The sequence below is a fragment of the Corynebacterium sp. H127 genome, from assembly GCF_037482665.1.
Lineage (GTDB): Bacteria > Actinomycetota > Actinomycetes > Mycobacteriales > Mycobacteriaceae > Corynebacterium.
The window spans coordinates 54437-76281 of record NZ_JBBHKY010000002.1; the positions used below are offsets into that span (position 1 = coordinate 54437).

Genomic DNA, 21845 nt, shown 5'->3' on the forward strand with positions numbered 1-21845 from the left:
ATGGGTGTTTTCAAGTCCAAGGCAACCTTAGGCCAGCGCCTGGCGGCTTTAGAAACCGCGGCTGAACTCGCCCAAGGCATGCTCAGCCCTGCAGAGGAAGAGGCTCTCAGGCACGTCATCGATAGTGCGGCGCAGCGTCGTGCCTTGTCCGCGGACCATACTGTCGTGGGCTTTTTCGGCGCCACCGGCTCCGGCAAGACTTCTTTGTTCAATGCCGTCGTTGGGGAAGACCTAGGTAAGACCGCTGCGCGGCGCCCTACTACCTCCTCTCCCCTGGCGGCGGTGTGGCATCCCGAAGGCGCTGAAGAGCTACTCGATTGGTTGGAGGTGGAGGACCGTCGCAATCGCAGTGGGGATTTCGCACGCGATGCGGGTCCGCTGATCCTGCTGGATCTGCCCGACTTTGACTCCGTGGAGCCGATCCACCGAGAGATCGCTAGCCGCTTGGCTGGCCAAGTTGATGTGTTGGTCTGGGTCACCGATCCCGAAAAGTACGCGGATACGATCATTCATGATCACTTCATCCGGCCTCATGCCGCGCACAGCTCGGTGACACTAGCGGTGCTCAACAAGTCAGACAAACTGCGCCCGGAGGATTTGCGTCCCGTCTCGCAATCCTTGGAGCAACTGCTAGTGGAAGACGGGCTGCAGAAAGTTAAAGTCATTGCCACGAGCGCCAAGACGGGCGCCGGCGTGGCAGACATCCGGGGCGCCATCGCAAAGGTTGCCTCCGCGCATTCCGCCCAGACGGCGCGCCTGGAGGCAGACATAGCTGCCGTGACAGCCCCACTGCTGGGGAGTGAGAAGCTAAAGAAGGTCACCGATTCTGAGAAGAAGGCCCTGGATGATGCCCTCGCTCAGGCCGCTGGTACCGAATACATCTCCGGCGTCACCGCAGCCGCATACCGGAAGCGCCTCGGCCTCAAAACGGGGTGGCTGCTGACCTCGTGGATGCTGCGGCTTCGCCCAGACCCGCTGCGTAGACTCGGCCTTCAGGAGAAGTCCGATGAGGTCGGCGTTCACCGTAGCTCGCTCCCGCCTATCGACGCATCCCGGCGCGCGGTAGCCAACCGGGGCGTGCGCGAATACGCTACGTCGGTAGCCAGCGGATTGCCAGAACGGTGGGCAAACCAGATCTCGGATCGCACTGAGGACATTATCGAGGCGCTGCCCGAGCAACTCGACCGCACCGCTGCCCGTACTGAGCTGCCCGCACAGCCCAGCAAGGTCTGGGGGCTGTTCACCTTCGTACAGTGGCTTGCTTTGCTCGCTGCTCTGGCTGGCATCGGCTGGTACCTGGCCGTAGCCTTCTTCCCTGGGCTCATTGACCCACTGGTTGACGGCCCCCTCATCCCTCACATTGAGGGCTGGCCGCTGCCGACGTTACTCATCGCGGGAGGTCTCCTCCTGGGCATACTGCTCGGCCTGTTCACCGCGGTGTTTGGCGCAGCGATCGGTGCGGGTATCAAATCACGGACCCGCAGGGCGCTGCGTCGCGAAGTGCAGGAGCTTAGTGCAGAGCAGGTCACCGCACCGCTGCTCGACGTCCGGAGCCGCTACCTCGACTTCCACAAGCAGCTCGCCATTGCCACTGCGAGTTAGCCGTCTAGGACGCCCGTGTGATGGCCGTGATCCGGCCTAAATCCACGTTGCCACCGCCATCGCGCAGCTGCACCACCAGCTGCTCTCCCACTGCGGTGGGGAGTACTAAGTCCCACGGCAATTCAGTCATGGTGGTGTTGCGGCGCTGCTGGTGAAACGTCCGCAGCGCGTGGGCAAGCGAAACCGTGACGTCGCCTTCGCAGGACACCACGAAGCTATCTTCGCCGAGCGTGCGTCGGTCGAGTGCTGGTAAGTGGGTAAGTGAAAGTTTAGGGGCGTCGATAAGCGGGCGGATCTGCTCGACTACCCCGAAGCGGCGGCGTATTCCTGTGGTGTCCCTCAGGATGAGCGGTGCACCCACCTCAGCTTTGATGACCTCGTCCAAGGCCCAAGTCACGGGGCGTTGCGCTGCGCGCGCGTGAGAACTTCGAACAACCACGGTTTCTGCATCTAGGCTAAGAAGATGTTCTTGTGTTCGCACCGTCACTGCCACCGAAGTGTGCTGCACGGTGCGCGGATAGCGCTGGCAGAGCTGTTGGAGTGCCTCTGCCGCGTCCGCATCATCCAAGCCACCCACGCCACTGTTGTCCAGTAACCGGAGCAGGTCGGCAAAGTCGAGCTGCGGCAGCGCCTCCCATAGGTCCTGAACCTGGCCGAGCAGTTTTGGTATTCGAGTGGGGTCTTTCACTCCCCTGAGTCTAGGCGAGCTATTCGTAGCGCAAGGCATCGATCGGGTTCAGCCGCGCAGCTTTCGCTGCGGGGTAGTAGCCGAAGAACAGGCCGGTAGCCAGCGAGAACAACAGCGATACCAGCACCACGCCGAGCGGAGGGAACACGAAAGTACCCAACAGTTGGGCACCGATCATGCCGAATACGGAACCGATCACCACGCCAATCATTCCGCCGACAAGTCCGATAATCATCGCCTCGATCACAAACTGCCATTTGATGTCCCGACGGCGCGCCCCAAGGGCCTTCCGCACGCCGATCTCTCGGGTACGTTCAGTCACGGTGATGAGCATGACGTTCATGACGCCGATGCCACCAACGAGGAGGGAAATGCCACCGATAGCCGCTACCACCATGCTGATCGAGTTCAGCACGCTATTGACAGACTCCAGTTCGCTACCAAAGTCCGACACTTTGACCCGGTAGTCATCATTGCTCTCATAAAGCTGATCGAAGTAGGACTGGATATCCTGCTTAAGTTGATTACTGTCACCAGTCCCGGCAACCCGAACGCTGATGCTGGAGTACGCGTCGGGCGTCAGGACCCCCGAATCCGAATCAACTTCTGCGGGCAGCAAAGCATAAGGAATATATACAGAGGCGGTTTCCATCGAGCCGACTAGCAGCCCTTGCTTCGCTTTCTTCGCCACTCCCACCACGTTGAACACCTGCGATTCACCCTCAGCGGTGAACTCTATTTCGGAGCCCAAGGCAGCATTCGCATCGCCTTCGAATAGCGCATCGGAGACTTCGGGCGAGATCACCGCTACATGCCGCTCCTCTGAAAGGTCTTGCTCCAGTATGGGGCGTCCCGCTTCGATATCAACGCTGTTCATCCACAGGAAATCTGCGTTCACGGGAGCCAAAGACACTTTCTGGTCCTTCGCAGCAAGGCTGGCTCCAATGGAGCTGAGGCGGTGTACTTCACCTCGCTGATAGCTGGGGTTACCGATCCCGACGCCACTGATCTGCGGCCCGAAATGTTCTCGGAGCGCCTCGACTTGTGCTTCGGTGATGAGGGAATCCGGGTCGGCCACGGCTTCGTTGAAGTAGTTTTGTTCCTCTTCCGCAGCTTCGCTGCGCTGGGTCACGGAGACTGACAGGTCACTCGCCCCGAATGCAGCCAGGCTTCCGAAAGTCTGGGTTTTGAGGGCGTGGCCAAGCGTCATGATGGTAATCACGGAAGCGATGCCGATGATGATGCCGAGCAGTGTCAGCATGGAGCGCATTTTCGCAGTCTTTAGGCTGCCGAGCGCTAGCGAAATGGCCTCTCTAATGGACATCGGTTGTCTCGTCCTCCGCCGCCATGATTTTGCCGTCGACCATCATGACGGTGCGCTGTGTTTCTGCCGCAAGCTCGGGGTTGTGCGTAATAAAGGCGATCGTTGTCCCATGTTCCTGGTTGAGCTCATGGAACAGGTCCATGACCATCCTTCCGGTCGCGGTGTCGAGCGCACCGGTAGGTTCATCAGCCAGGATGAGGTCCGGGTTGTTCGCCAATGCCCGGGCAATAGCTACGCGCTGCTTCTGCCCACCAGAAAGCTGATTCGGCAGGTGCCCCATGCGGTCTGCCATCCCCACCATTTCTAGTAGCTCTTGTGCGCGTTCACGTCGCTGATTGACCTTGACTCCGGCATACATCATCGGCATCTCCACGTTTTTCAGGGCGTCAATCCTTCCGATGAGGTTGAAGTTCTGAAAGACGAAGCCGATGTTTTCGCTCCGGTAGCGCGCGAGCTCATCGTCGTCGGATTCCAGCACGTTCACGCCGTCGAAACTGTAGCTGCCTGCAGTGGGGCGATCCAGCATCCCGACAATGTTCATCAGTGTCGATTTACCGGATCCCGAGGCACCAATCACCGCCACGAACTCCCCCGGATCGATATGAAAATCCACCCCGTGCAGCACGGTTAATTCACTGTCAAGCCCGGCGTTGAAAGTGCGGACGATGCCGCGTAAGTCGATGAGGTGCGTCATCGCGCTACCCCTCAATCGATACGAGCTTATCGACGTCCGCCTCGTGCTTACTTACCGACGTCACCACCTTGGTGCCAGCTTTAATTTCTAGCCCTGTGATCACCGCATCAAAGTTGCTTTCTGTGACCAGGTCCACCGGGACTCGCTTGACCCGCCAGGCATCTGACTCCTCCGCCAAGATGAGCACGTCATGACCAGTCTCGGTTTTGATCACGGCTTCCCGCGGCACGGCGAGAGCTTGGGGGCGCTTATCGACGACAATCTGCAGCTTCGCGCTAGCTCCGAGCCGGAGTCCCTCCTTGTCCCCGGTTACTGCGATCTCGACCGGGAACTCTGCCTTCTGACTCGGCTGCTTCTCGCCTTCCGCCTGTGGAGTCTGCGCTACCGGGGAAATCCGGACCACGTTGCCACTAAACTTCTTATCCCCGGTTGCCGGCGTAGTAAACGTGACTTCGTCGCCGGCCTTAAGCTTGCCGACCTCAGATTCCTTCACCTTCGCCGTCACGGTGAGCCGATCAGTATCGGCGACAGTAAGCAGCACGCCTTCAGGGGCCGCTCCTTCTATCGCGCCCAACTCTGAGATCACCCCGGCATGCGGTGCACGCACCTCAGCCTCTGACATATCCACCTGCATGTGTCGCGAAGTAACTGATTGGCTAGCACCGGCTGCGTCCACCCCCGCCGCGGCTTGCTCAGCGGCGATTCTCTCGGCGTCGATTTGTTGCAGGGTGGCGAGTCGAGCGGACTCCACGGCCAACTCAGCTTCTTGTTGCGCCGCCGCAGCATCCGCGACCTTGGCTTGTGCTACCGCGAGATCTCGATCCACTGCCACGAGGGTGCGCTGCATTTCTTGCTGCTTGAGGTCGGCGTCGCGCTCAGCTCGGTCGAGGCGATCCTCGGCAGTCGCCATGTCTAGGGTTGCCACCGGCGAGGCGGTATCTTCCACCAGTACCCCGTAGATTGTGGTCGCAGTAATCCGGGCAAGCTCGATAGCAGCATCTCGGTTCTCGTCACGCGCTGCGACGAGAGCCCGGTCTTGTTCAGCGATGCGCGGATCTGCGCCTTGGAGGCGGTCGGATTGCAGGTCGTTATATTGCTTCTGGGCCAAGGTTAGTTCGGAGTCAGCTTGGCGCAGCGCAGCCGTAGCGCTGTTGATCTCCGGGTTCATGCCCATCTGGTAGCGGTCCCGCGACTGCTGGTACGCATTTTGAGCCGTAGCGAGTTGTTGTTGAGCAGCTGCGGCTGCTTCCGCTTGCTGCGCAGCTTGTAGTTCGACCTGACGCTGGAGTTCTGTGGTGTCCATGCGGGCGAGGACTTGGTCCGCTTGTACCTTGTCGCCTGCGCGCACCTTCAGCTCTAGCACTGGCCCAGTCAGACGCGTAGTCACCGAGGTGTACTTGTCCGCCATGACTTCGCCCGTAGTCGCGACCTTGGCCACCACGTCCTTCTTCTCTACCTCTTTGACCTCAGAGGCCGCGATCGCGGGATAGGAATCTTTGCCCAGCATTGAAGCAGCAGCCCAGGCACCCCCTCCGCCAACGACGGCCAACGCTGCGATGCCTGCAACGAGCTTTTTCCGCATTTCCGCGATTCCTTTGTATAGTTTCTGGTAGCCAATATTATAAGAATAGGAGCTACGGAAAAATAGATTCAACAAACCCTGACAAATATCAGGGTTTACCCTACCCCCTTGTTTGCTCAGTATTGTTGGGAAGAGTGTCGTAGACGTGCAAAAAGGGCAAGCCCCGGCCAAAAACTTGGCTGGGGCTTGCCCTTGCTGAATTACCACACTCCACTGAGTGGAGCTGATAACTCGGCCAGACTAGCGGGCCTTCTCGACGATTTCGACGAGACGGAAGTGCTTGTCCTTAGACAGCGGACGGGTCTCCTCGATCTTGACGAGGTCACCGATGCCGGCGATCTCCTCTTCATCGTGAGCCTTGACCTTCGAGTTGGAACGAATGGTCTTGCCGTACAGTGCGTGCTGCTTACGGTCTTCCAATTCGACGACAATGGTCTTAGTCATCTTGTCGGAAACAACGTAGCCGGTACGAACCTTGCGGCCGCCCTTTTCCTTCTTTTCAGTGTTGTTCACAGTTGCCTCACTCATGATTAAGCCTCAGCTCCCGGGACAACGGACAGGCCCAGCTCGCGCTCACGGATAACCGTGTAGATACGGGCAATGTCCTGCTTGACCACGCGTAGGCGGCGGTTGTTGGTCAGCTGGCCGGTTGCCATCTGGAAGCGCAGGTTGAAGAGCTCTTCCTTGGCTTCCTTCAGACGGTTGGTCAGCTCTTCAGCATTGAGCTCGCGGAGCTCGTGTGCAGGGATACCAGATGCCATTAGAACTGGTCCTCCTTCTTAACGATGCGGACCTTGCAAGGCAGCTTCTGGCCAGCACGACGAAGCGCTTCGAGAGCGGTTTCTTCGTTTGGGTAGCTCATCTCAAAGAGAATGCGACCTGGCTTGACGTTGGCGACCCACTTTTCCACGCCACCCTTACCGGAACCCATACGCACGCCGAGTGCTTTCTGGGTCAGTGGGCGGTCAGGGAAAATGTTGATCCATACCTTGCCACCACGCTTGACGTGGCGGTTGATGGCGATACGAGCGGACTCGATCTGACGGTTGGTGATGTAGGCAGGCTCGAGAGCCTGGATGCCGTAATCACCGAAGGTAACGCGGTTGCCACCCTTGGAAACACCAGTGCGGTGTGGGCGGTGCTGACGGCGGTACTTGACGCGCTTAGGGATAAGCATTCTTAGCCCTCCTGCTTCTGCTCTGCACGCTGACGACGCTGGCCACCACGACGTGGACGCTCGCGACGATCGCCGCGGCCACGGCCGGCAGCTGGTGCGTTCATTTCGGACTCGCGACGGCCACCAACAACGTCACCCTTGTAGATCCACACCTTGACGCCGATGCGTCCGAAGGTGGTGTGAGCTTCGTAGGTACCGTAGTCAATTTCGGCGCGAAGGGTGTGCAGCGGAACGCGACCCTCATGGTAGCGCTCGGTGCGAGACATCTCGGCGCCGCCGAGACGACCGGAACATACAACCTTGATGCCCTTGACCTGTGGCTGACGCATTGCGCCCTGGATTGCCTTGCGCATAGCGCGACGGAATGCCACACGGTTGGTGAGCTGCTCGGCGATGGACTGTGCCACCAGCTGAGCGTTAGCGTCGATGTTCTTGACCTCAAGAATGTTGAGTGCGACCTGCTTGCCGGTCAGCTTCTCCAGCTCACCGCGAATGCGGTCAGCTTCGGAGCCGCGACGACCAATCACGATGCCCGGGCGGGCGGTGTGAATGTCAACGCGGACGCGATCGCGGGTGCGCTCGATGACGACGTCGGCAACGCCGGCGCGGTCGAGGCCCTTAGCGAGGAACTCGCGGATCTTGATGTCTTCTGCGATGTAGTCAGAGTAAGACTTGTCGGCGTACCAGTGGGACTTCCAGTCGGAAGTAATGCCCAAGCGTAGGCCGTGTGGATGGATTTTCTGGCCCACTACTTGGCCCCTTCCTTCTGGCTCTCAACAACCACGGTGATGTGGCTGGTGCGCTTACGGATAATGAATGCGCGACCCTGAGCACGTGGCTGGAAGCGACGCATGGTTGGTCCCTCATCGGCGTATGCCTCAGAGATGACCAAGGTGCGTGGCTCCATGCCGAAGTTGTTCTCAGCGTTTGCTGCTGCGGATGCAACGACCTTTGCAACTGGCTCTGCAGCAGCCTGTGGGGCGTACTTCAGGATAGCCATTGCCTCGGACACGGTCTTGCCGCGAACGAGATCGATGACGCGGCGTGCCTTCATCGGGGTGACCCGGACGAAGCGCGCGGTCGCGCGGGCGGTGGTGATTTGGTCACTCATCGCTTATCGACGTCCCTTCTTGTCTTCCTTGATGTGACCCTTGAAGGTCTTGGTTGGTGCGAACTCGCCGAGCTTGTGGCCAACCATGGAGTCATCAATGAATACCGGCACGTGCTTGCGACCGTCGTGGACGGCGAAGGTGTGACCGATGAAATCAGGGAGAATGGTGGAGCGGCGAGACCAGGTCTTGATGACCTGCTTGGTGCCCTTTTCGTTCTGAGCGTCGACCTTGTTGAGGAGGTGCTCATCGACAAACGGGCCCTTCTTAAGGCTGCGTGGCATTTTCTACCTCCTCTTAGCGCTTCTTGTTCTTGTTGGAGCGGCGGCGACGAACGATCAGGCGATCGGACGGACGGTTTGGCTTGCGGGTACGACCCTCTGGCTGACCCCAAGGAGAAACTGGGTGACGACCACCGGAGGTCTTACCTTCACCACCACCGTGTGGGTGATCGACCGGGTTCATAACGACACCACGGACGGTTGGGCGAACGCCCTTCCAGCGCATACGGCCGGCCTTGCCCCAACGGATGTTGATCTGGTCAGCGTTGCCGACCTCACCAACGGTTGCACGGCAACGAATGTCAACGCGACGGATTTCAGAAGACGGCATACGCAGGATTGCGTACGTGCCTTCCTTACCGAGCAGCTGAATGGAGGTACCTGCGGAACGGGCCATCTTGGCACCGCCACCTGGCTTCAGCTCCACGCAGTGGATGGTTGCACCAGCAGGGATGTTGCGCAGTGGCAGGTTGTTGCCAACCTTGATGTCGGCGTTTGCGCCGGACTCGAGGATAGCGCCCTGCTTCAGGCCCTTAGGAGCAATGATGTATCGCTTCTCACCATCACGGAAGTGAAGGAGAGCAATGTTAGCGGTACGGTTTGGGTCGTACTCGATGTGAGCGACCTTAGCGGTGATACCGTCTTTGTCTGCACGACGGAAGTCGATGACACGGTACTGACGCTTGTGTCCGCCACCCTTGTGACGGGTGGTGATGTGGCCGTGTACGTTACGGCCGCCCGACTTGGACAGCGGGCGCAGCAGAGACTTCTCCGGAGTCGAGCGAGTGATCTCCTCGAACATCGAAACGGAGCTCTGGCGGCGACCCGGGGTTGTCGGCTTGTACTTACGAATAGCCATAGTTTTTCTGGTCCTTAACTTTCCGCCGCCGCTTAGGAGGCGGAACCGCCGAAGATGTCGATTGGATCGCTGCCCTCGCGCAGGGTGACGATGGCGCGCTTGGTGGACTTACGCTGACCATAACCGGTGCGGGTACGCTTGCGCTTGCCCTCACGGTTGATGGTGTTAACGGAAGCAACCTTGACACCAAAGATCTGCTCGATAGCAATCTTGATCTCAGTCTTGTTGGAGGAAGGAGCCACCAGGAAGGTGTACTGACCCTGCTCCATGAGGCCGTAAGACTTTTCAGATACGACCGGTGCGAGGATGATGTCGCGTGGATCTGCGATGGTAGCCATTACTTAGCCTCCTCCTTGGCCGCGCCGGTAGCGCGGTCGATGAAGGTGTTAAGAGCCTCAACAGAGAACACGATGTCATCAGACTTGAGGACGTCGTAAGTGTTCAGCTGATCAGCTGCCAGGGTGTGTACGCCTGGGAGGTTGTTAACACTCTTCCATGCGGTGATGTCTTCACGGCCGAGGACGACGAGTACGTTCTTGCGCTCGGTCAGACGCTCGAGGAATGCACGTGCAGACTTCGTAGATGGGGTTTGACCCGGTACGAGCTCAGTTACCACGTGAATACGATCGTTGCGTGCACGGTCAGACAGGGAGCCGTACAGTGCAGCCTTAATCATCTTCTTAGGGGTGCGCTGCTCGTAGTTGCGAGGCTGTGGGCCGTGCGCGATGCCGCCGCCAGCGAAGTGTGGAGCACGGATCGAGCCCTGACGAGCGCGACCGGTTCCCTTCTGGCGGAACGGCTTCCTGCCGCCACCGGAGACCATCGCACGAGTCTTCGTTGCGTGGGTGCCCTGGCGAGCAGCTGCGCGCTGTGCGTTGACAACCTGGTGCATGAGAGCAACAGATGCTTCGCGGTCAAAGATCTCGGCAGGTAGTTCAACCGTGCCGGAGGTCTTGCCGTCAGCGGTGTGGACGTCCAACTTTAGATTGGTCATGCGTGTGCACCGCCCTTCACTGCGGTCTTAACGGTTACGAGGCCACCGCGAACACCAGGGATAGCACCCTTGATGATCAGGAGGTTTGCCTCGGCGTCGATCTTCTGAACCTTCAGGTTCTGGGTGGTGACGCGGTCATTACCCATGCGACCTGCCATGCGGGTGCCCTTGAAGACGCGACCTGGGGTAGCACAAGCACCAATACCGCCGACGCGGCGGTGAGCTGCCTGGTTACCGTGGGATGCGCCCTGGCCAGCAAAGCCGTGGCGCTTCATGCCACCAGCGAAGCCCTTGCCCTTGGAGGTGCCGGTGACGTCAACGAAGGTGATGCCTTCGAAGATGTCAACGGTGACGTCCTGGCCAACTTCGTAACCGGAAACATCATCCATGCGGATTTCGGTTACGTGACGACGTGGGGTGACACCAGCCTTGCCGAAGTGGCCGGCAGCAGGCTTGTTTGCCTTGCGTGGGTCGATTTCGCCAAAGGCGATTTGGATGGCGTTGTAGCCATCGGTTTCAACGGTGCGAATCTGGGTTACGACACATGGACCAGCTTCGACGACGGTTACCGGAATTACGCGGTTATCCTCGTCGAAGATCTGGGTCATGCCGAGCTTGGTGCCCAGAATGCCCTTTACTTCGTTTTCACTCATTATCTATTCTCCGCCAAGTATTTCCGTCGATCACTGAATGTTCACGTCGACGCTAGCCGGAAGGTCGATGCGCATGAGCGCGTCAACCGTCTTCGGCGTCGGGTCGAGGATGTCAATCAGACGCTTGTGAGTGCGCATTTCGAAATGCTCACGAGAGTCCTTGTACTTGTGTGGAGAACGAATAACGGCGTAAACGTTCTTTTCAGTAGGCAGTGGCACAGGGCCGACAACGCGGGCACCGGTACGGGTGACCGTCTCGACGATTTTCTTCGCAGATGCGTCGATCGCCTCGTGGTCGTAGGCCTTGAGCCTAATGCGGATCTTTTGTCCCGCCACGCTTATCCTCTTCCTCGCTGTCCCACATCAATTCTTGAGCGGTGGGAATCGCTGATTTCTCTATAACGTTGTCCGAGCCTGTTGGGGCTTGGCGTCCAACGCCAGTTACTTGACTTACTAGTTAAGGTCCGAAGAGACGAAGTTGCATTGCAAACGCACCTGCATCTCGGGCCTTGAACTGAAGAGGAAAGCACCGTGTTATCCACGCCATACTCTGCGCATCTTCATCAAGTGGAAGGGATCTTATCTCGCGATAAGCGTGTTCCTTGCCGACTGCCGCTGTTTATTTGCCATGCCCCTTCATGCTTCGGTCCTCCGCACTCCTGAGCCGGGCTCCAGAGTACGAACAACCTCCCACCTTTAAGAAGGAAGTTCATGTTTGCCCTACCATCACGATCTCCGGTGTTAGACACACAGAATTAACGCGTTGTTAAAGCAACCTGACTAGTAAAGCACGCAGGAAACAAAAATACAAGCCCTGTCCGCAGGAAATGTTAGCAAGTACACAATCAGCATTTCCCAAAGATGAAAATGCACCTAGGATTGAGTGAGACCTGCTGTTTTTACCTAGAGGAGACATCGACATGTCCGAAGCATTGCCAGTACCCACGCCAGACAGTCGCGGTCGCACTCAGATCGAAGATGTGGTTGTTTCTAAAATCGCCGGTATGGCCGCTCGTGAGGTTTCCGGGGTTCATGCGCTCGGCGGCGGAACTGCCCGCATGGTCGGCGCGCTTCGAGAGAACATTCCCGGATCTCGAACCAATATGCAACAGGGCGTCTCTGTGGAAGTTGGTGCCACACAGGCAGCCGTTGATATTGCCATTGTTGCCGAATACGGCGTAGCCATCCACGAGCTTGCCGAAGCAATTCGACGCAATGTCATCCTTGCGCTCGAGCGTATGACAGGTCTCGAGGTGGCTGAAGTAAATATTACGGTCCATGACATTTTCCTCGCCCGGGACGAGGAGGATTCCGAGGAACCGACCAGTCCTCCGCGAGTCAAATAGATGTCAGCGCAGCTTTCCAAGGCAGCCGCGCTGGAGTTGCTCAGCATTGTCCGCAGCATTCCGGGTGTGCACGACATGCATCCCGGCTTGTTCGGGGAGGTCGCACTGCTCTACCCCGGCGAGCGTGTCCCGGGTGTGCGGGTCACCGACCACTGTTTGGAAATCCACGTCGTCGCCACGCGCGATGCAGGCGATCTACGCATGCTTGGCAACGTCATCGTGGCCGCCACACAGCCCCTGAGCAACCTCCCAGTTCACGTAACTATCGGCGATATCGACTAAGGACCCCACCATGCCAACTAATTTACGCACTGGCCTTTTCTTGGGGCTCGCTTGTGCTTTCGCGCTGATTCTCGGCGGTTGGCTCGGCCTATTTTGGGCCCTGCTGTTTTCCGCGATCGGCGCAGCTATCGGAGCGCATTTCGACGGCATCATTGATCTTCGTAGCGCGTGGGACAACATCGGACGGGGACGTCGCGGCTGATGTCTGTAGTTGTTACCGAACGCGCGCTGACCAAGATCGTAGAGGCCGCAGTGGACTCAGTACCCGGGACTGTCAGTTTCTCTACTGGGATGGGGCGGCTCACGGGCAGAGCCTTTCCACGCTGCGACGTCCAACTCGATGACACTGCCACCGCCATGAGCGCCGAGGTTTTCATCGCAGTGACCTGGCCTAGTCCCGTTAATGAGGTAGCTGCCGCCGTACAACGCACGATCATCGAGCATGTACGAGTATTGGCCGGATTAAAGGTGGATACTTGCAATGTTGTGGTGGGCCCGGTAATTTCTACCAGCCGGCGCATCGACCGTGAAGATCTCCAGCTGCCTGCACTGGTTCCGATTCCAGTTAAGATTCGAGGCCAGCGATGAAGAACTACATTCCGCGTTCACATCCAGCCGCGCGGTGGGTCGCAGTGCTGCTCAGTTTCAGTCTCCTGGGGTTGGCTTTCGTCGCGGCCCGCGAGTTGTGGACCAAACGTACAGGAACGCAGCTAGAAAGCTGGCTAGTTCCAGTCTTTGAGATCATCGGACGTGCCACCTATGAAGACTGGATGCTCTACGCCGGCATCTTCGCATTGCTGCTCGGATTAGTCCTGGTGGCAATCGGTATCAAGCCGCGGCGAAAGACTCACCGAGCAGTTGCCTCAGCTGCCAACATCTGGATTCGTGATGTCGACATTGCACGACAATGCACTGCGACCGCAGAGAAGGTACCTGGGGTCCGACGTGCCTCTACCTATGTCACCCGCACTACCGTCACCGTCACTATCACCTGTAGCAGTCACGACGATGATGTCACTGAGCGCGTCTCCGCCAGCATCACTCCGCTGATTGCGGAACTGGCTACGGTACCCCAGTTGGTGCTGCGCACTTCCCCGCGGAATGGAGAAGATCGATGAATACGTTAACTGATGTCCTCGACCGCGTATTTGTTTGCGCAGTCGGGCTGCTTCTTACTCTTGCCGGAATGCTATCCATAGGGTTGTACCTGAATTATCCGGTGGCGCAAAGGTTTGTCGATCTATTGCAGCCGCATGCCTGGGGCACGATCCCTGGACACGCGTGGTTCTTGCCAGCTGTCGCCATGGCCGGCATTGTGCTGTTCTTCTTGGCCGCATGGATTATCGTCGGAAACTTCCAACGTAATCGGATTCGCCGGGTAGCCACCGTAGCTTCCAACTCTGCTGGAGCGATTGAGGTCGACTTAAGCGAAGTAGCAGCAGCGGTAGCAACTAGCTTCAAAATCGTCCCGGGCGTAATCCGCACTCGTGATGTGGTGCGGAGGGACCATGGTCAACGAGTGATGATCATCAAAGTGGATGCAGAGCCCAGCGCCCCTCTGCGCGCACTGATAGCACATGCCGAGCAATCCCAGAAGGACATTTCTGCAGCTCTGCAGGACGATTCCATCGCGCTCGCATTCCAGCTTCACTTCGCTCCAGTCGAACGTAAGACTCGCTAGAAACAAGGCTGTGGCCCGTAACCATGATGGTTACGGGCCACGCCTTGTGTTTTGCGCCTAAGCGCTGAGCATCAAGTAGTTACTACTTGTTGATCTTGGTTACACGACCAGCGCCAACGGTACGGCCACCTTCGCGGATAGCGAAGCGCAGGCCCTCGTCCATAGCAACTGGCTGGATCAGGGTGACGGACATGTCGACGTTGTCGCCAGGCATAACCATCTCGGTGCCCTCAGGAAGCTTCACAACACCGGTAACGTCGGTGGTGCGGAAGTAGAACTGTGGGCGGTAGTTGTCGAAGAATGGGGTGTGGCGGCCGCCCTCATCCTTGGAAAGAACGTAGACAGAGCCCTCGAACTCGGTGTGAGGGGTGTAAGCGCCTGGCTTAGCAACGATCTGGCCACGCTCAACGTCTTCGCGCTTGATACCACGAAGCAGCAGACCACAGTTGTCGCCAGCCTCGGTGTAGTCGAGCAGCTTGCGGAACATCTCGATGCCGGTAACGGTGGTGGTGGTGGACTTCTCACGGATACCGAGGATTTCAACTTCCTCGTTAACCTTCAGGGAGCCACGCTCAACACGACCGGTAACCACGGTGCCACGACCGGTAATGGTGAAGATGTCCTCGACAGGCATGAGGAATGGCTTTTCGGTCTCACGTACTGGATCTGGGATGGAATCATCACAAGCCTGCATGAGCTCGAGGATGGAGTCAACCCACTTCTGCTCGCCGTTCAGGGCGCCCAGAGCAGAGATGTGAACGATAGGAGCCTCTTCGTCGTACTCCTGCTCACCGAGCAGCTCACGAACTTCCATCTCAACGAGCTCGATGATTTCTTCATCGTCAACCATGTCGCACTTGTTCAGAGCAACGAGGATGTAAGGAACGCCAACCTGGCGAGCGAGGAGAACGTGCTCACGGGTCTGTGGCATTGGGCCATCAGTAGCAGCAACGACGAGGATAGCGCCGTCCATCTGAGCTGCGCCGGTGATCATGTTCTTGATGTAGTCGGCGTGGCCTGGAGCGTCAACGTGTGCGTAGTGGCGCTTCTCGGTCTGGTACTCAACGTGGGAGATGTTAATCGTAATGCCACGCTCTTTCTCTTCCGGTGCCTTGTCGATGGCGTCGAAAGCGAAAGCCTGGTTGAGCTCAGGGAAAGCGTCAGCCAGAACCTTGGTGATAGCCGCGGTGGTGGTGGTCTTACCGTGGTCAACGTGACCGATGGTGCCGATGTTTACGTGCGGTTTCGTGCGCTCGAACTTCGCCTTTGCCACTGTATGTCCTCCTGGACTTCATGGTGGCTACGACCTTCGCAGCCACATTTGGTGGTTTGTATCCATGCACCTCCCCCGCAGTTAAGGTGAGGAAGCACACGGCTTTATTTCTGCCAGTTACATGATACTAGGGTCCAAGGCCTGAGAAAACAAACCTTTCAAGTACTCCTAGCTTTTGCCTAGAGTAATGGCCAACTCAACAACCGTTCAAACGGGTGCTCAGCAGGCCACTACTCATTGGCTCATTCGCATTATAGGAGGGCTAATTGTTCTGGCAAAACTAGCCCTCCACGAACACTTGACCTGGGATTACTTGGTGCCGTTACGCTCAGCGATGATCTCAGCCGCAACGTTGGTTGGAACCTCCGCGTAGGAATCAAAGATCATGGTGAAGTTTGCGCGGCCCGCAGTGCGGGAACGCAGGTCACCAATGTAACCAAACATCTGAGATAGTGGAACCTTGGCCTTGACGACCTTTGCGCCGGAACGATCTTCCATTGCGTTGACCTGGCCACGACGGGAGTTCAGGTCACCGATAACGTCACCCATGTACTCCTCTGGAGTGGTGACCTCAACGGCCATCAAAGGCTCCAGCAGAACTGGCTTTGCCTTTTCGACGGCAGCCTTGAGGACCTGAGCGCCGGCGATCTTGAAGGCCATTTCCGAAGAGTCAACGTCGTGGTATGCGCCGTCTACGAGGGTTGCCTTGATGTTGACCAGTGGGTAACCAGCAAGGAAGCCGTACTGCATGGCGTCCTGGATACCAGCGTCCACAGACGGGATGTACTCGCGAGGCACGCGGCCACCGGTGACGGCGTTCTCGAACTTGTAGATCGGGGACTCGCCCTCTTCCAGGGTTTCCAGCTCTGGAGCATAAGGCTCGATGGAAACGATGACCTTTGCGAACTGGCCGGAACCACCGGTCTGCTTCTTGTGGGTGTAGTCGAGGTTCTCAACTGCCTTACGAATAGTTTCGCGGTAGGCAACCTGAGGAGCACCAACGTTAGCCTCAACCTTGAACTCACGCTTCATGCGGTCAACAAGAACGTCGAGGTGAAGTTCGCCCATGCCGCCGATGACGGTCTGGCCGGTCTCTTCATCAAGCTTCACGGTGAAGGTTGGGTCCTCTTCCGCGAGCTTCTGGATAGCAGTACCCAGCTTCTCCTGGTCTGCCTTGGTCTTAGGCTCGATGGCAACTTCAATAACCGGATCCGGGAAGTCCATGGACTCGAGGATGATCTGATCGTTTGCATCGCAGAGGGTGTCACCGGTGGTGGTGTCCTTCAGGCCGATGAAGGCGTAGATGTTACCAGCGTGTGCTGCGTCAACAGGGTTCTCCTTGTTGGCGTGCATCTGGAACAGCTTGCCGATACGTTCCTTCTTACCCTTGGTGGAGTTCATCACCTGAGCGCCTGGCTCAACCATGCCAGAGTAGACACGGACGAAGGTCAGCTTGCCGAAGAATGGGTGTGCAGCAATCTTGAATGCCAAAGCAGAGAATGGCTCTTCGTCAGAAGGCTTACGGATCAAGTCGACGGTCTCGTCGTTCACCTTGTGGCCGTGAACCTCGCCGATGTCCAGCGGGGTAGGCAGGTAGTCAATAACGGCGTCGAGCAGTGGCTGTACGCCCTTGTTGCGGTATGCGGTGCCACAAAGAACTGGGTAGACCTCAGAGTTGACGGTCATCTTGCGGATGGCGCCCTTGATCTCCTCGATGGTGAGTTCTTCGCCACCGAAGTACTTCTCCATGAGAGCTTCATCGGACTCTGCAACTGCTTCGAGCAGCTTCTCGCGCCACTCGTTAGCCTTATCGACGAGATCGGCTGGGATTTCCTCGATGGTTGTGTCGGCACCGACCTCAACCTTGCCGCGCCAGGTCAATGCCCGCATCTCGACGAGGTCAACGATGCCGTCGAAGTCATCTTCAGCACCGATAGGAAGCTGGAGAACCAAAGGCTTGGCGCCAAGGCGGTCGATGATGGTCTGCACGGTGAAGTAGAAGTCCGCACCCATCTTGTCCATCTTGTTCACGAAGCAGATACGTGGAACGTCGTACTTCGCAGCCTGACGCCACACCTGCTCGGACTGTGGCTCAACGCCTTCCTTGCCGTCGAAGACAGCAACTGCGCCGTCGAGGACGCGCAGGGAGCGCTCAACCTCAACAGTGAAGTCAACGTGGCCCGGGGTATCGATGATGTTGATCTGGTTATCGTGCCAGAAACAGGTAACAGCAGCGGAGGTAATGGTGATGCCGCGTTCCTTCTCCTGCTCCATCCAGTCGGTAGTCGATGCGCCATCGTGCGTCTCGCCAACCTTGCGGTTAATACCCGTGTAGAACAGGATACGCTCAGTGGTGGTCGTCTTACCAGCATCAATGTGCGCCATGATGCCGATGTTGCGAACCTTTTTCAGGTCCTTAAGCACTTCTTGTGCCACAGTGGTTCCCCAACTCGTCAGTTGTGGGCGTTATTGGTGCCGGATATTTCGCTGGGTAGCGATCAGGTCACCAAATCCGCCGATGAATATATGTACTCGGTTAATTCTGCCACTATTTCTCGCGAATTACAGCCCGAAGTTTCGGTTTGTAGTGCCCGCAGTGGACTTAGATACAGATATGACCCCGTACCGATGAGTCGCCGCGCTGCGGACCTTTGCAGGAGCCAGCATCGGGATTGTCGGCGACGGGGCCATTTCTTAACGCAATTATTACCAGCGGTAGTGCGCGAAGGCGCGGTTTGCTTCCGCCATCTTGTGGGTATCTTCGCGACGCTTCACGGAAGCACCGAGGCCGTTTGCGGCATCGAGGATCTCGTTAGCAAGACGCTCAACCATGGTGTTCTCACGGCGCTGGCGGGTGAAGTTAACCAACCAACGAAGTGCCAAGGTGTTAGCGCGGCCGGGGCGAACCTCAACAGGAACCTGGTAGGTAGCGCCACCAACACGGCGGGAGCGAACCTCGAGGTCTGGCTTGATGTTGCCAAGTGCCTTCTCGAGGGTCAGCACTGGGTCAGTGCCGGTCTTCTCGCGGCAAGCCTCAAGCGCGTTGTACACAATGCGCTCTGCGGTAGACTTCTTGCCGTCGAGCAGCACCTTGTTAACCAGCTGGGTAACAGTTTCAGAGCCGTATACCGGGTCCTTGACGACCGGGCGTACTGGAGCCTTTCCCTTACGCATTCCTCTTATCCCTTCTTTGCGCCGTAGCGGGAACGTGCCTGCTTGCGGTCCTTGACACCCTGGGTGTCGAGGGAGCCGCGCACGATCTTGTAGCGAACACCTGGGAGGTCCTTCACACGACCACCACGAACGAGCACCATGGAGTGCTCCTGGAGGTTGTGGCCCTCACCTGGGATGTAGGCAGAAACTTCAATGCCGGAGGTCAGGCGCACACGGGCAACCTTACGCAGTGCAGAGTTAGGCTTTTTTGGAGTGGTGGTGTACACACGGGTGCACACGCCACGACGCTGAGGAGATCCCTTCAGTGCCGCGGTAGCTACCTTGGCAGTTTTGTCGTGGCGGCCCTTGCGGACCAGCTGCTGAATAGTTGGCATGAACCGTCTTTCTGTATAAGTCGGCCGTCTTGGCCTAGCGGCCGACCGAAGATTGAATTGTTCTCGTTCACAGCCCAACAGGTGCGCGGTTCGTTTTTAAACGTGCGTAACCCAGTCAGCCGCTCTCGCTGGCTTACTGGGAAAGTTGGGCTCCCACCATCTAGACGTGGGACTGATAGCAAACCTTACCCCACCCGCATCCAAAAACAAAAACCGCTCCCCTATACGCTTCCGCCACGCTTTTCGACGCCAGGAAACGCCCATTCGGCGCGCCGAATTTCCTCACCAATAGTGCAGTTGGCCGCCTGCGTTACATTTCCTCGCGCGCGAGGTTGTAACATTAGAGGTTAATTAAGGGTGAACTCGGCGTTGCCAATAGGTTCACACCTCTCCCAACTCTGCACGCTGGAATCTTGTGACTGAATTAATCGTCCTACTCATTGTTATCATCACGGCCCTGGTGTTTGACTTCACCAACGGCTTCCACGACACCGGCAACGCCATGGCGACCTCGATCGCAACGGGCGCACTGCGCCCGAAAACGGCCGTAATGCTGTCCGCTGGCCTGAACCTGGTCGGCTCGTTCCTCTCGGTGGAAGTGGCAGCTACCGTGGCCAAGGGCATCGTGGACCTGAAGCGCTTTAACCTCGCCGATAGCTACGACGCGCACCAGCTCCTTATCGTAGTTTTCGCTGGCTTGATCGGCGCGATTACCTGGAACCTGTTCACGTGGCTGTTGGGGCTCCCCTCGTCTAGCTCACACGCCCTGTTCGGCGGCCTCATCGGTGCCGCCGTCGCATCACTGGGCATGGACGGCGTGCTGTGGTCCGGAGTGGCAGCAAAGGTGGCCATTCCGGCGATCGCGGCCCCCGTAGTGGCGGGCACCGTGGCCACCGTGGGCACCTGGATCGTATACAAGCTGACGAACCACGTGGTGGAGGAACGCAAGAACCACTTCTTCCGCCTGGGCCAGATCGGCTCGGCAGCCCTTGTATCCCTGGCCCACGGCACAAACGACGCCCAGAAGACCATGGGCGTGATCCTGCTCGCGCTCATCGCCACCGGGCATATCGACGCCGCCGCCGAGGTCCCGCTATGGGTCAAGGCAGCTTGTGCCATTGCCATTGCCGCTGGCACGTACACCGGCGGTTGGCGCGTGATTCGCACCCTGGGCAAAGGGTTGGTAGAGATCGATCCGCCACAGGGCATGGCCGCGGAGATGTCTTCTGCCGCTATCATTTTGACCTCCTCTCACTTTGGTATGGCACTGTCTACCACGCACGTTGCTACGGGCTCGATCATGGGCACGGGACTGGGCCGTTCCGGGGCAGAGGTCCGCTGGGGTGTGGCGGGACGAATGGCCATCGCTTGGGTCATTACACTGCCCGCTGCCGCCGCCGTGGGGGCACTGTGTTGGGCCATCGCCCACTATGTGGGGGCACTGTCCACTGAGCTGGTGGGCATCATCGCCGCGTTCGCAGTGCTGCTGGCTATGACCACGGCCATCCTCATCCGCTCCTTTAAGGAGCCGGTGAACGCCTCTAACGTCAACGCCGATTGGGAAGGCAAGTAGCCATGAGCTTTCAGACTATGCTCGCCGATATCTTCAATGTACTGCTGGGTGGCCTAGTGCTCGGCGCGGGACTGCCCGCCCTGTTTGCGCTGGGGATTCGCTTCGCCTCCGGCACGGGCGTGATCAACGAGGACGGCAGCGTGACACACACGAAGGATGCCACCCCCGTGCAGCGCGCACTCTCGGTAGTGATCTTCGGAATCATCATCGCAGCCGTGATAGTGGGCATCTTTTGGATCGCCAAGGCAGTAGTTTTCCACCACTTTGGGGTCGACTTATTTGGCACCGAAATGAAGTACAGTGAACAAACGGTTAACAAGGCGTTAATTCTTTGCTATTCTGGTGTTATCGTTTCTAACACCGAACTACCTCGAAGGAGGCAAAAGCAATGTTAACCATCGTCAAGAATTGGTTTCACCAGGATGCCAACGAGGTTTTGATTCCCCTCGTCGTACTGAACAACCCGGGCACCGGGCAGGACACACGCGAGAAATAGTCCGGCAGCCCGGCATAGACTTAGGGTTATGAACAACCCTCGAATCCGTGCCACCGATGCCGAACGCAACAAGGTTCTTGCCTACCTCAGTGAGGCGATGACGAACGGGCAATTGAATTTCGCCGAGTTCGACGAACGCTCACACGCAGTTACTAGTGCAACTTACCGAGATGAGCTTGCTACTCCCCTACAAGATCTCATGCCCAATCCGGAGTTGTTCTTGGGGCGTGAAGTTGCTGTCCCCCAGACGCACGCAGTGGTGCCAAGTCGGCAGCCCATTAGCGCTGGTGATGCCGGAAACTCTTTCAGTGTTGCGCTGATGTCCGGCACCGAAAAGAAGGGTGTGTGGACCATAGCTCCAAGCCACCTGTCGATTTCAGTCATGGGTGGTACCTCTTTGGACCTGCGCCAGGCTCGCTTTGCCGCACAAAAGGTAACCATCAACGCCTTCGCTGTTATGGGTGGTGTGGACATTATTGTTCCAGAAGACGTTCGGATCATTTGCGACGGCGTTGCGCTCATGGGCGGTTTTGGGGTCATCGATGACAAGCAGGTTCGCCTAGCAATGGCTGATATCCCACATGATGCCCCGACCGTGCGAATAACGGGCCTCGCACTCATGGGTGGCGTGGATGTGAGGCGAGTGCCCCGCATCTGAGATTCAGCGCCAACATTCTTTTAGC

29 protein-coding genes are annotated in these 21845 nt (G+C 57.9%); 10 read left to right on the forward strand and 19 right to left on the reverse strand.

Translation table 11 applies throughout. The features are described 5' to 3' along the window. The gene (locus WG936_RS02800) at nucleotides 1-1602 is read left to right on the forward strand and encodes a GTPase family protein (RefSeq protein WP_339572061.1); all 1602 of its coding nucleotides are present in this window, start codon (nucleotides 1-3) and stop codon (nucleotides 1600-1602) included. 4 nt (nucleotides 1603-1606) lie between these two features. Here WG936_RS02800 and WG936_RS02805 read toward each other — a convergent pair whose 3' ends face one another. The 15 genes from WG936_RS02805 to rpsJ all read right to left on the reverse strand — a co-directional run bounded on the left by WG936_RS02805 (nucleotide 1607) and on the right by rpsJ (nucleotide 11299). Further along, nucleotides 1607-2290 carry a hypothetical protein gene (locus tag WG936_RS02805; RefSeq protein WP_339572062.1) on the reverse strand — a complete coding sequence of 228 codons (684 nt, stop codon included), beginning with the start codon at nucleotides 2288-2290 and terminating at the stop codon, nucleotides 1607-1609. A gap of 19 nt (nucleotides 2291-2309) precedes the next feature. Continuing rightward, nucleotides 2310-3614: an ABC transporter permease gene (locus WG936_RS02810; protein ID WP_339572063.1), complete on the reverse strand. Its 1305-nt coding sequence runs from the start codon at nucleotides 3612-3614 to the stop codon at nucleotides 2310-2312. Continuing rightward, nucleotides 3604-4308, reverse strand: a complete 705-nt coding sequence (locus WG936_RS02815; RefSeq protein WP_339572064.1) for an ABC transporter ATP-binding protein — start codon at nucleotides 4306-4308, stop codon at nucleotides 3604-3606. The genes WG936_RS02810 and WG936_RS02815 overlap by 11 nt, the downstream gene beginning before the upstream one ends. A 4-nt stretch (nucleotides 4309-4312) precedes the next feature. Next, nucleotides 4313-5890: an efflux RND transporter periplasmic adaptor subunit gene (locus WG936_RS02820; protein WP_339572065.1), complete on the reverse strand. Its 1578-nt coding sequence runs from the start codon at nucleotides 5888-5890 to the stop codon at nucleotides 4313-4315. A gap of 240 nt (nucleotides 5891-6130) precedes the next feature. Next, nucleotides 6131-6418, reverse strand: coding sequence for a 30S ribosomal protein S17 (rpsQ, locus tag WG936_RS02825; protein ID WP_339564310.1), 288 nt, complete (start codon nucleotides 6416-6418; stop codon nucleotides 6131-6133). Nucleotides 6419-6420: 2 nt separating this feature from the next. After that, nucleotides 6421-6651, reverse strand: a complete 231-nt coding sequence (gene rpmC / locus WG936_RS02830; RefSeq protein ID WP_339564311.1) for a 50S ribosomal protein L29 — start codon at nucleotides 6649-6651, stop codon at nucleotides 6421-6423. Continuing rightward, nucleotides 6651-7067, reverse strand: a complete 417-nt coding sequence (gene rplP / locus WG936_RS02835) for a 50S ribosomal protein L16 (RefSeq protein ID WP_339564312.1) — start codon at nucleotides 7065-7067, stop codon at nucleotides 6651-6653. The genes rpmC and rplP overlap by 1 nt, the downstream gene beginning before the upstream one ends. 2 nt (nucleotides 7068-7069) lie before the next feature. After that, a complete protein-coding gene (rpsC, locus tag WG936_RS02840) occupies nucleotides 7070-7816 on the reverse strand; it encodes a 30S ribosomal protein S3 (RefSeq protein ID WP_339564313.1) in 747 nt (248 codons plus the stop codon). Next, nucleotides 7816-8178, reverse strand: coding sequence for a 50S ribosomal protein L22 (rplV, locus tag WG936_RS02845; protein WP_339572066.1), 363 nt, complete (start codon nucleotides 8176-8178; stop codon nucleotides 7816-7818). Before rplV ends, rpsC begins: the two co-directional genes overlap by 1 nt. A gap of 3 nt (nucleotides 8179-8181) precedes the next feature. Continuing rightward, a complete protein-coding gene (gene rpsS, locus WG936_RS02850; RefSeq protein ID WP_339564315.1) occupies nucleotides 8182-8460 on the reverse strand; it encodes a 30S ribosomal protein S19 in 279 nt (92 codons plus the stop codon). 13 nt (nucleotides 8461-8473) lie between these two features. Then, on the reverse strand, nucleotides 8474-9316 hold the full coding sequence (gene rplB / locus WG936_RS02855; protein WP_339564316.1) for a 50S ribosomal protein L2: 843 nt from the start codon (nucleotides 9314-9316) through the stop codon (nucleotides 8474-8476). 32 nt (nucleotides 9317-9348) lie between these two features. After that, the gene (gene rplW / locus WG936_RS02860; RefSeq protein ID WP_339572067.1) at nucleotides 9349-9654 is read right to left on the reverse strand and encodes a 50S ribosomal protein L23; all 306 of its coding nucleotides are present in this window, start codon (nucleotides 9652-9654) and stop codon (nucleotides 9349-9351) included. Further along, nucleotides 9654-10310 carry a 50S ribosomal protein L4 gene (gene rplD / locus WG936_RS02865; RefSeq protein ID WP_339564318.1) on the reverse strand — a complete coding sequence of 219 codons (657 nt, stop codon included), beginning with the start codon at nucleotides 10308-10310 and terminating at the stop codon, nucleotides 9654-9656. Before rplD ends, rplW begins: the two co-directional genes overlap by 1 nt. Continuing rightward, the gene (gene rplC / locus WG936_RS02870) at nucleotides 10307-10963 is read right to left on the reverse strand and encodes a 50S ribosomal protein L3 (RefSeq protein ID WP_339564319.1); all 657 of its coding nucleotides are present in this window, start codon (nucleotides 10961-10963) and stop codon (nucleotides 10307-10309) included. Before rplC ends, rplD begins: the two co-directional genes overlap by 4 nt. 30 nt (nucleotides 10964-10993) lie before the next feature. Then, nucleotides 10994-11299: a 30S ribosomal protein S10 gene (gene rpsJ / locus WG936_RS02875; RefSeq protein WP_003848085.1), complete on the reverse strand. Its 306-nt coding sequence runs from the start codon at nucleotides 11297-11299 to the stop codon at nucleotides 10994-10996. Between the two features lie 584 nt (nucleotides 11300-11883). On the opposite strand from rpsJ, the gene WG936_RS02880 reads away from it, so the two are divergent. From WG936_RS02880 to WG936_RS02905, 6 genes are read left to right on the forward strand one after another with little or no spacing between them, the layout of a single operon-like run. After that, on the forward strand, nucleotides 11884-12309 hold the full coding sequence (locus WG936_RS02880; RefSeq protein WP_339564320.1) for an Asp23/Gls24 family envelope stress response protein: 426 nt from the start codon (nucleotides 11884-11886) through the stop codon (nucleotides 12307-12309). Further along, the gene (locus tag WG936_RS02885; RefSeq protein ID WP_339564321.1) at nucleotides 12310-12591 is read left to right on the forward strand and encodes a hypothetical protein; all 282 of its coding nucleotides are present in this window, start codon (nucleotides 12310-12312) and stop codon (nucleotides 12589-12591) included. Between the two features lie 10 nt (nucleotides 12592-12601). Continuing rightward, nucleotides 12602-12793 (forward strand): hypothetical protein, encoded by a 192-nt coding sequence (locus tag WG936_RS02890; protein WP_339564322.1) that lies wholly within the window; start codon nucleotides 12602-12604, stop codon nucleotides 12791-12793. Then, a complete protein-coding gene (locus tag WG936_RS02895) occupies nucleotides 12793-13179 on the forward strand; it encodes an Asp23/Gls24 family envelope stress response protein (RefSeq protein WP_339572068.1) in 387 nt (128 codons plus the stop codon). The genes WG936_RS02890 and WG936_RS02895 overlap by 1 nt, the downstream gene beginning before the upstream one ends. Continuing rightward, complete coding sequence (locus WG936_RS02900; RefSeq protein WP_339564324.1) at nucleotides 13176-13709, forward strand: DUF6286 domain-containing protein; 534 nt, start codon at nucleotides 13176-13178, stop codon at nucleotides 13707-13709. Before WG936_RS02895 ends, WG936_RS02900 begins: the two co-directional genes overlap by 4 nt. Then, complete coding sequence (locus WG936_RS02905; protein WP_339564325.1) at nucleotides 13706-14272, forward strand: hypothetical protein; 567 nt, start codon at nucleotides 13706-13708, stop codon at nucleotides 14270-14272. The genes WG936_RS02900 and WG936_RS02905 overlap by 4 nt, the downstream gene beginning before the upstream one ends. Before the next feature lie 82 nt (nucleotides 14273-14354). Here WG936_RS02905 and tuf read toward each other — a convergent pair whose 3' ends face one another. The 4 genes from tuf to rpsL all read right to left on the reverse strand — a co-directional run bounded on the left by tuf (nucleotide 14355) and on the right by rpsL (nucleotide 19093). Then, nucleotides 14355-15545: an elongation factor Tu gene (gene tuf / locus WG936_RS02910; RefSeq protein WP_339564326.1), complete on the reverse strand. Its 1191-nt coding sequence runs from the start codon at nucleotides 15543-15545 to the stop codon at nucleotides 14355-14357. A 309-nt stretch (nucleotides 15546-15854) separates the two neighbouring features. Further along, entirely contained in the window at nucleotides 15855-17981 is a 2127-nt protein-coding gene (gene fusA, locus WG936_RS02915) for an elongation factor G (RefSeq protein ID WP_339564327.1), read from the reverse strand. A gap of 270 nt (nucleotides 17982-18251) precedes the next feature. Further along, nucleotides 18252-18719, reverse strand: a complete 468-nt coding sequence (gene rpsG, locus WG936_RS02920; protein WP_339564328.1) for a 30S ribosomal protein S7 — start codon at nucleotides 18717-18719, stop codon at nucleotides 18252-18254. 5 nt (nucleotides 18720-18724) lie between these two features. Further along, nucleotides 18725-19093, reverse strand: coding sequence for a 30S ribosomal protein S12 (rpsL, locus tag WG936_RS02925; protein WP_339564329.1), 369 nt, complete (start codon nucleotides 19091-19093; stop codon nucleotides 18725-18727). 415 nt (nucleotides 19094-19508) lie between these two features. Here rpsL and WG936_RS02930 point away from each other — a divergent pair, with 415 nt between their 5' ends. The 3 genes from WG936_RS02930 (at nucleotide 19509) to WG936_RS02940 (ending at nucleotide 21820) form a co-directional block, all read left to right on the forward strand. After that, nucleotides 19509-20666 (forward strand): inorganic phosphate transporter, encoded by a 1158-nt coding sequence (locus WG936_RS02930; protein WP_339564330.1) that lies wholly within the window; start codon nucleotides 19509-19511, stop codon nucleotides 20664-20666. A 2-nt stretch (nucleotides 20667-20668) separates the two neighbouring features. Further along, the gene (locus WG936_RS02935) at nucleotides 20669-21061 is read left to right on the forward strand and encodes a hypothetical protein (protein WP_339572069.1); all 393 of its coding nucleotides are present in this window, start codon (nucleotides 20669-20671) and stop codon (nucleotides 21059-21061) included. A 129-nt stretch (nucleotides 21062-21190) separates the two neighbouring features. Beyond that, a complete protein-coding gene (locus WG936_RS02940; RefSeq protein ID WP_339572070.1) occupies nucleotides 21191-21820 on the forward strand; it encodes a DUF1707 SHOCT-like domain-containing protein in 630 nt (209 codons plus the stop codon). Nucleotides 21821-21845 lie beyond the last annotated feature (25 nt).

Excerpts from the sequence above, each read along its gene's own strand:
- WG936_RS02800 (WP_339572061.1), top strand. The coding sequence starts at position 1 with ATGGGTGTTTTCAAGTCCAAGGCAACCTTAGGCCAGCGCCTGGCGGCT.
- WG936_RS02810 (WP_339572063.1), bottom strand. The coding sequence starts at position 3,614 with ATGTCCATTAGAGAGGCCATTTCGCTAGCGCTCGGCAGCCTAAAGACT.
- WG936_RS02815 (WP_339572064.1), bottom strand. The coding sequence starts at position 4,308 with ATGACGCACCTCATCGACTTACGCGGCATCGTCCGCACTTTCAACGCC.
- WG936_RS02820 (WP_339572065.1), bottom strand. The coding sequence starts at position 5,890 with ATGCGGAAAAAGCTCGTTGCAGGCATCGCAGCGTTGGCCGTCGTTGGC.
- rpsQ (WP_339564310.1), bottom strand. The coding sequence starts at position 6,418 with ATGAGTGAGGCAACTGTGAACAACACTGAAAAGAAGGAAAAGGGCGGC.
- rpmC (WP_339564311.1), bottom strand. The coding sequence starts at position 6,651 with ATGGCATCTGGTATCCCTGCACACGAGCTCCGCGAGCTCAATGCTGAA.
- rplP (WP_339564312.1), bottom strand. The coding sequence starts at position 7,067 with ATGCTTATCCCTAAGCGCGTCAAGTACCGCCGTCAGCACCGCCCACAC.
- rplV (WP_339572066.1), bottom strand. The coding sequence starts at position 8,178 with ATGAGTGACCAAATCACCACCGCCCGCGCGACCGCGCGCTTCGTCCGG.
- rpsS (WP_339564315.1), bottom strand. The coding sequence starts at position 8,460 with ATGCCACGCAGCCTTAAGAAGGGCCCGTTTGTCGATGAGCACCTCCTC.
- rplB (WP_339564316.1), bottom strand. The coding sequence starts at position 9,316 with ATGGCTATTCGTAAGTACAAGCCGACAACCCCGGGTCGCCGCCAGAGC.
- rplW (WP_339572067.1), bottom strand. The coding sequence starts at position 9,654 with ATGGCTACCATCGCAGATCCACGCGACATCATCCTCGCACCGGTCGTA.
- rplD (WP_339564318.1), bottom strand. The coding sequence starts at position 10,310 with ATGACCAATCTAAAGTTGGACGTCCACACCGCTGACGGCAAGACCTCC.
- rplC (WP_339564319.1), bottom strand. The coding sequence starts at position 10,963 with ATGAGTGAAAACGAAGTAAAGGGCATTCTGGGCACCAAGCTCGGCATG.
- WG936_RS02880 (WP_339564320.1), top strand. The coding sequence starts at position 11,884 with ATGTCCGAAGCATTGCCAGTACCCACGCCAGACAGTCGCGGTCGCACT.
- WG936_RS02885 (WP_339564321.1), top strand. The coding sequence starts at position 12,310 with ATGTCAGCGCAGCTTTCCAAGGCAGCCGCGCTGGAGTTGCTCAGCATT.
- WG936_RS02890 (WP_339564322.1), top strand. The coding sequence starts at position 12,602 with ATGCCAACTAATTTACGCACTGGCCTTTTCTTGGGGCTCGCTTGTGCT.
- WG936_RS02895 (WP_339572068.1), top strand. The coding sequence starts at position 12,793 with ATGTCTGTAGTTGTTACCGAACGCGCGCTGACCAAGATCGTAGAGGCC.
- WG936_RS02900 (WP_339564324.1), top strand. The coding sequence starts at position 13,176 with ATGAAGAACTACATTCCGCGTTCACATCCAGCCGCGCGGTGGGTCGCA.
- WG936_RS02905 (WP_339564325.1), top strand. The coding sequence starts at position 13,706 with ATGAATACGTTAACTGATGTCCTCGACCGCGTATTTGTTTGCGCAGTC.
- rpsG (WP_339564328.1), bottom strand. The coding sequence starts at position 18,719 with ATGCGTAAGGGAAAGGCTCCAGTACGCCCGGTCGTCAAGGACCCGGTA.
- rpsL (WP_339564329.1), bottom strand. The coding sequence starts at position 19,093 with ATGCCAACTATTCAGCAGCTGGTCCGCAAGGGCCGCCACGACAAAACT.
- WG936_RS02935 (WP_339572069.1), top strand. The coding sequence starts at position 20,669 with ATGAGCTTTCAGACTATGCTCGCCGATATCTTCAATGTACTGCTGGGT.
- WG936_RS02940 (WP_339572070.1), top strand. The coding sequence starts at position 21,191 with ATGAACAACCCTCGAATCCGTGCCACCGATGCCGAACGCAACAAGGTT.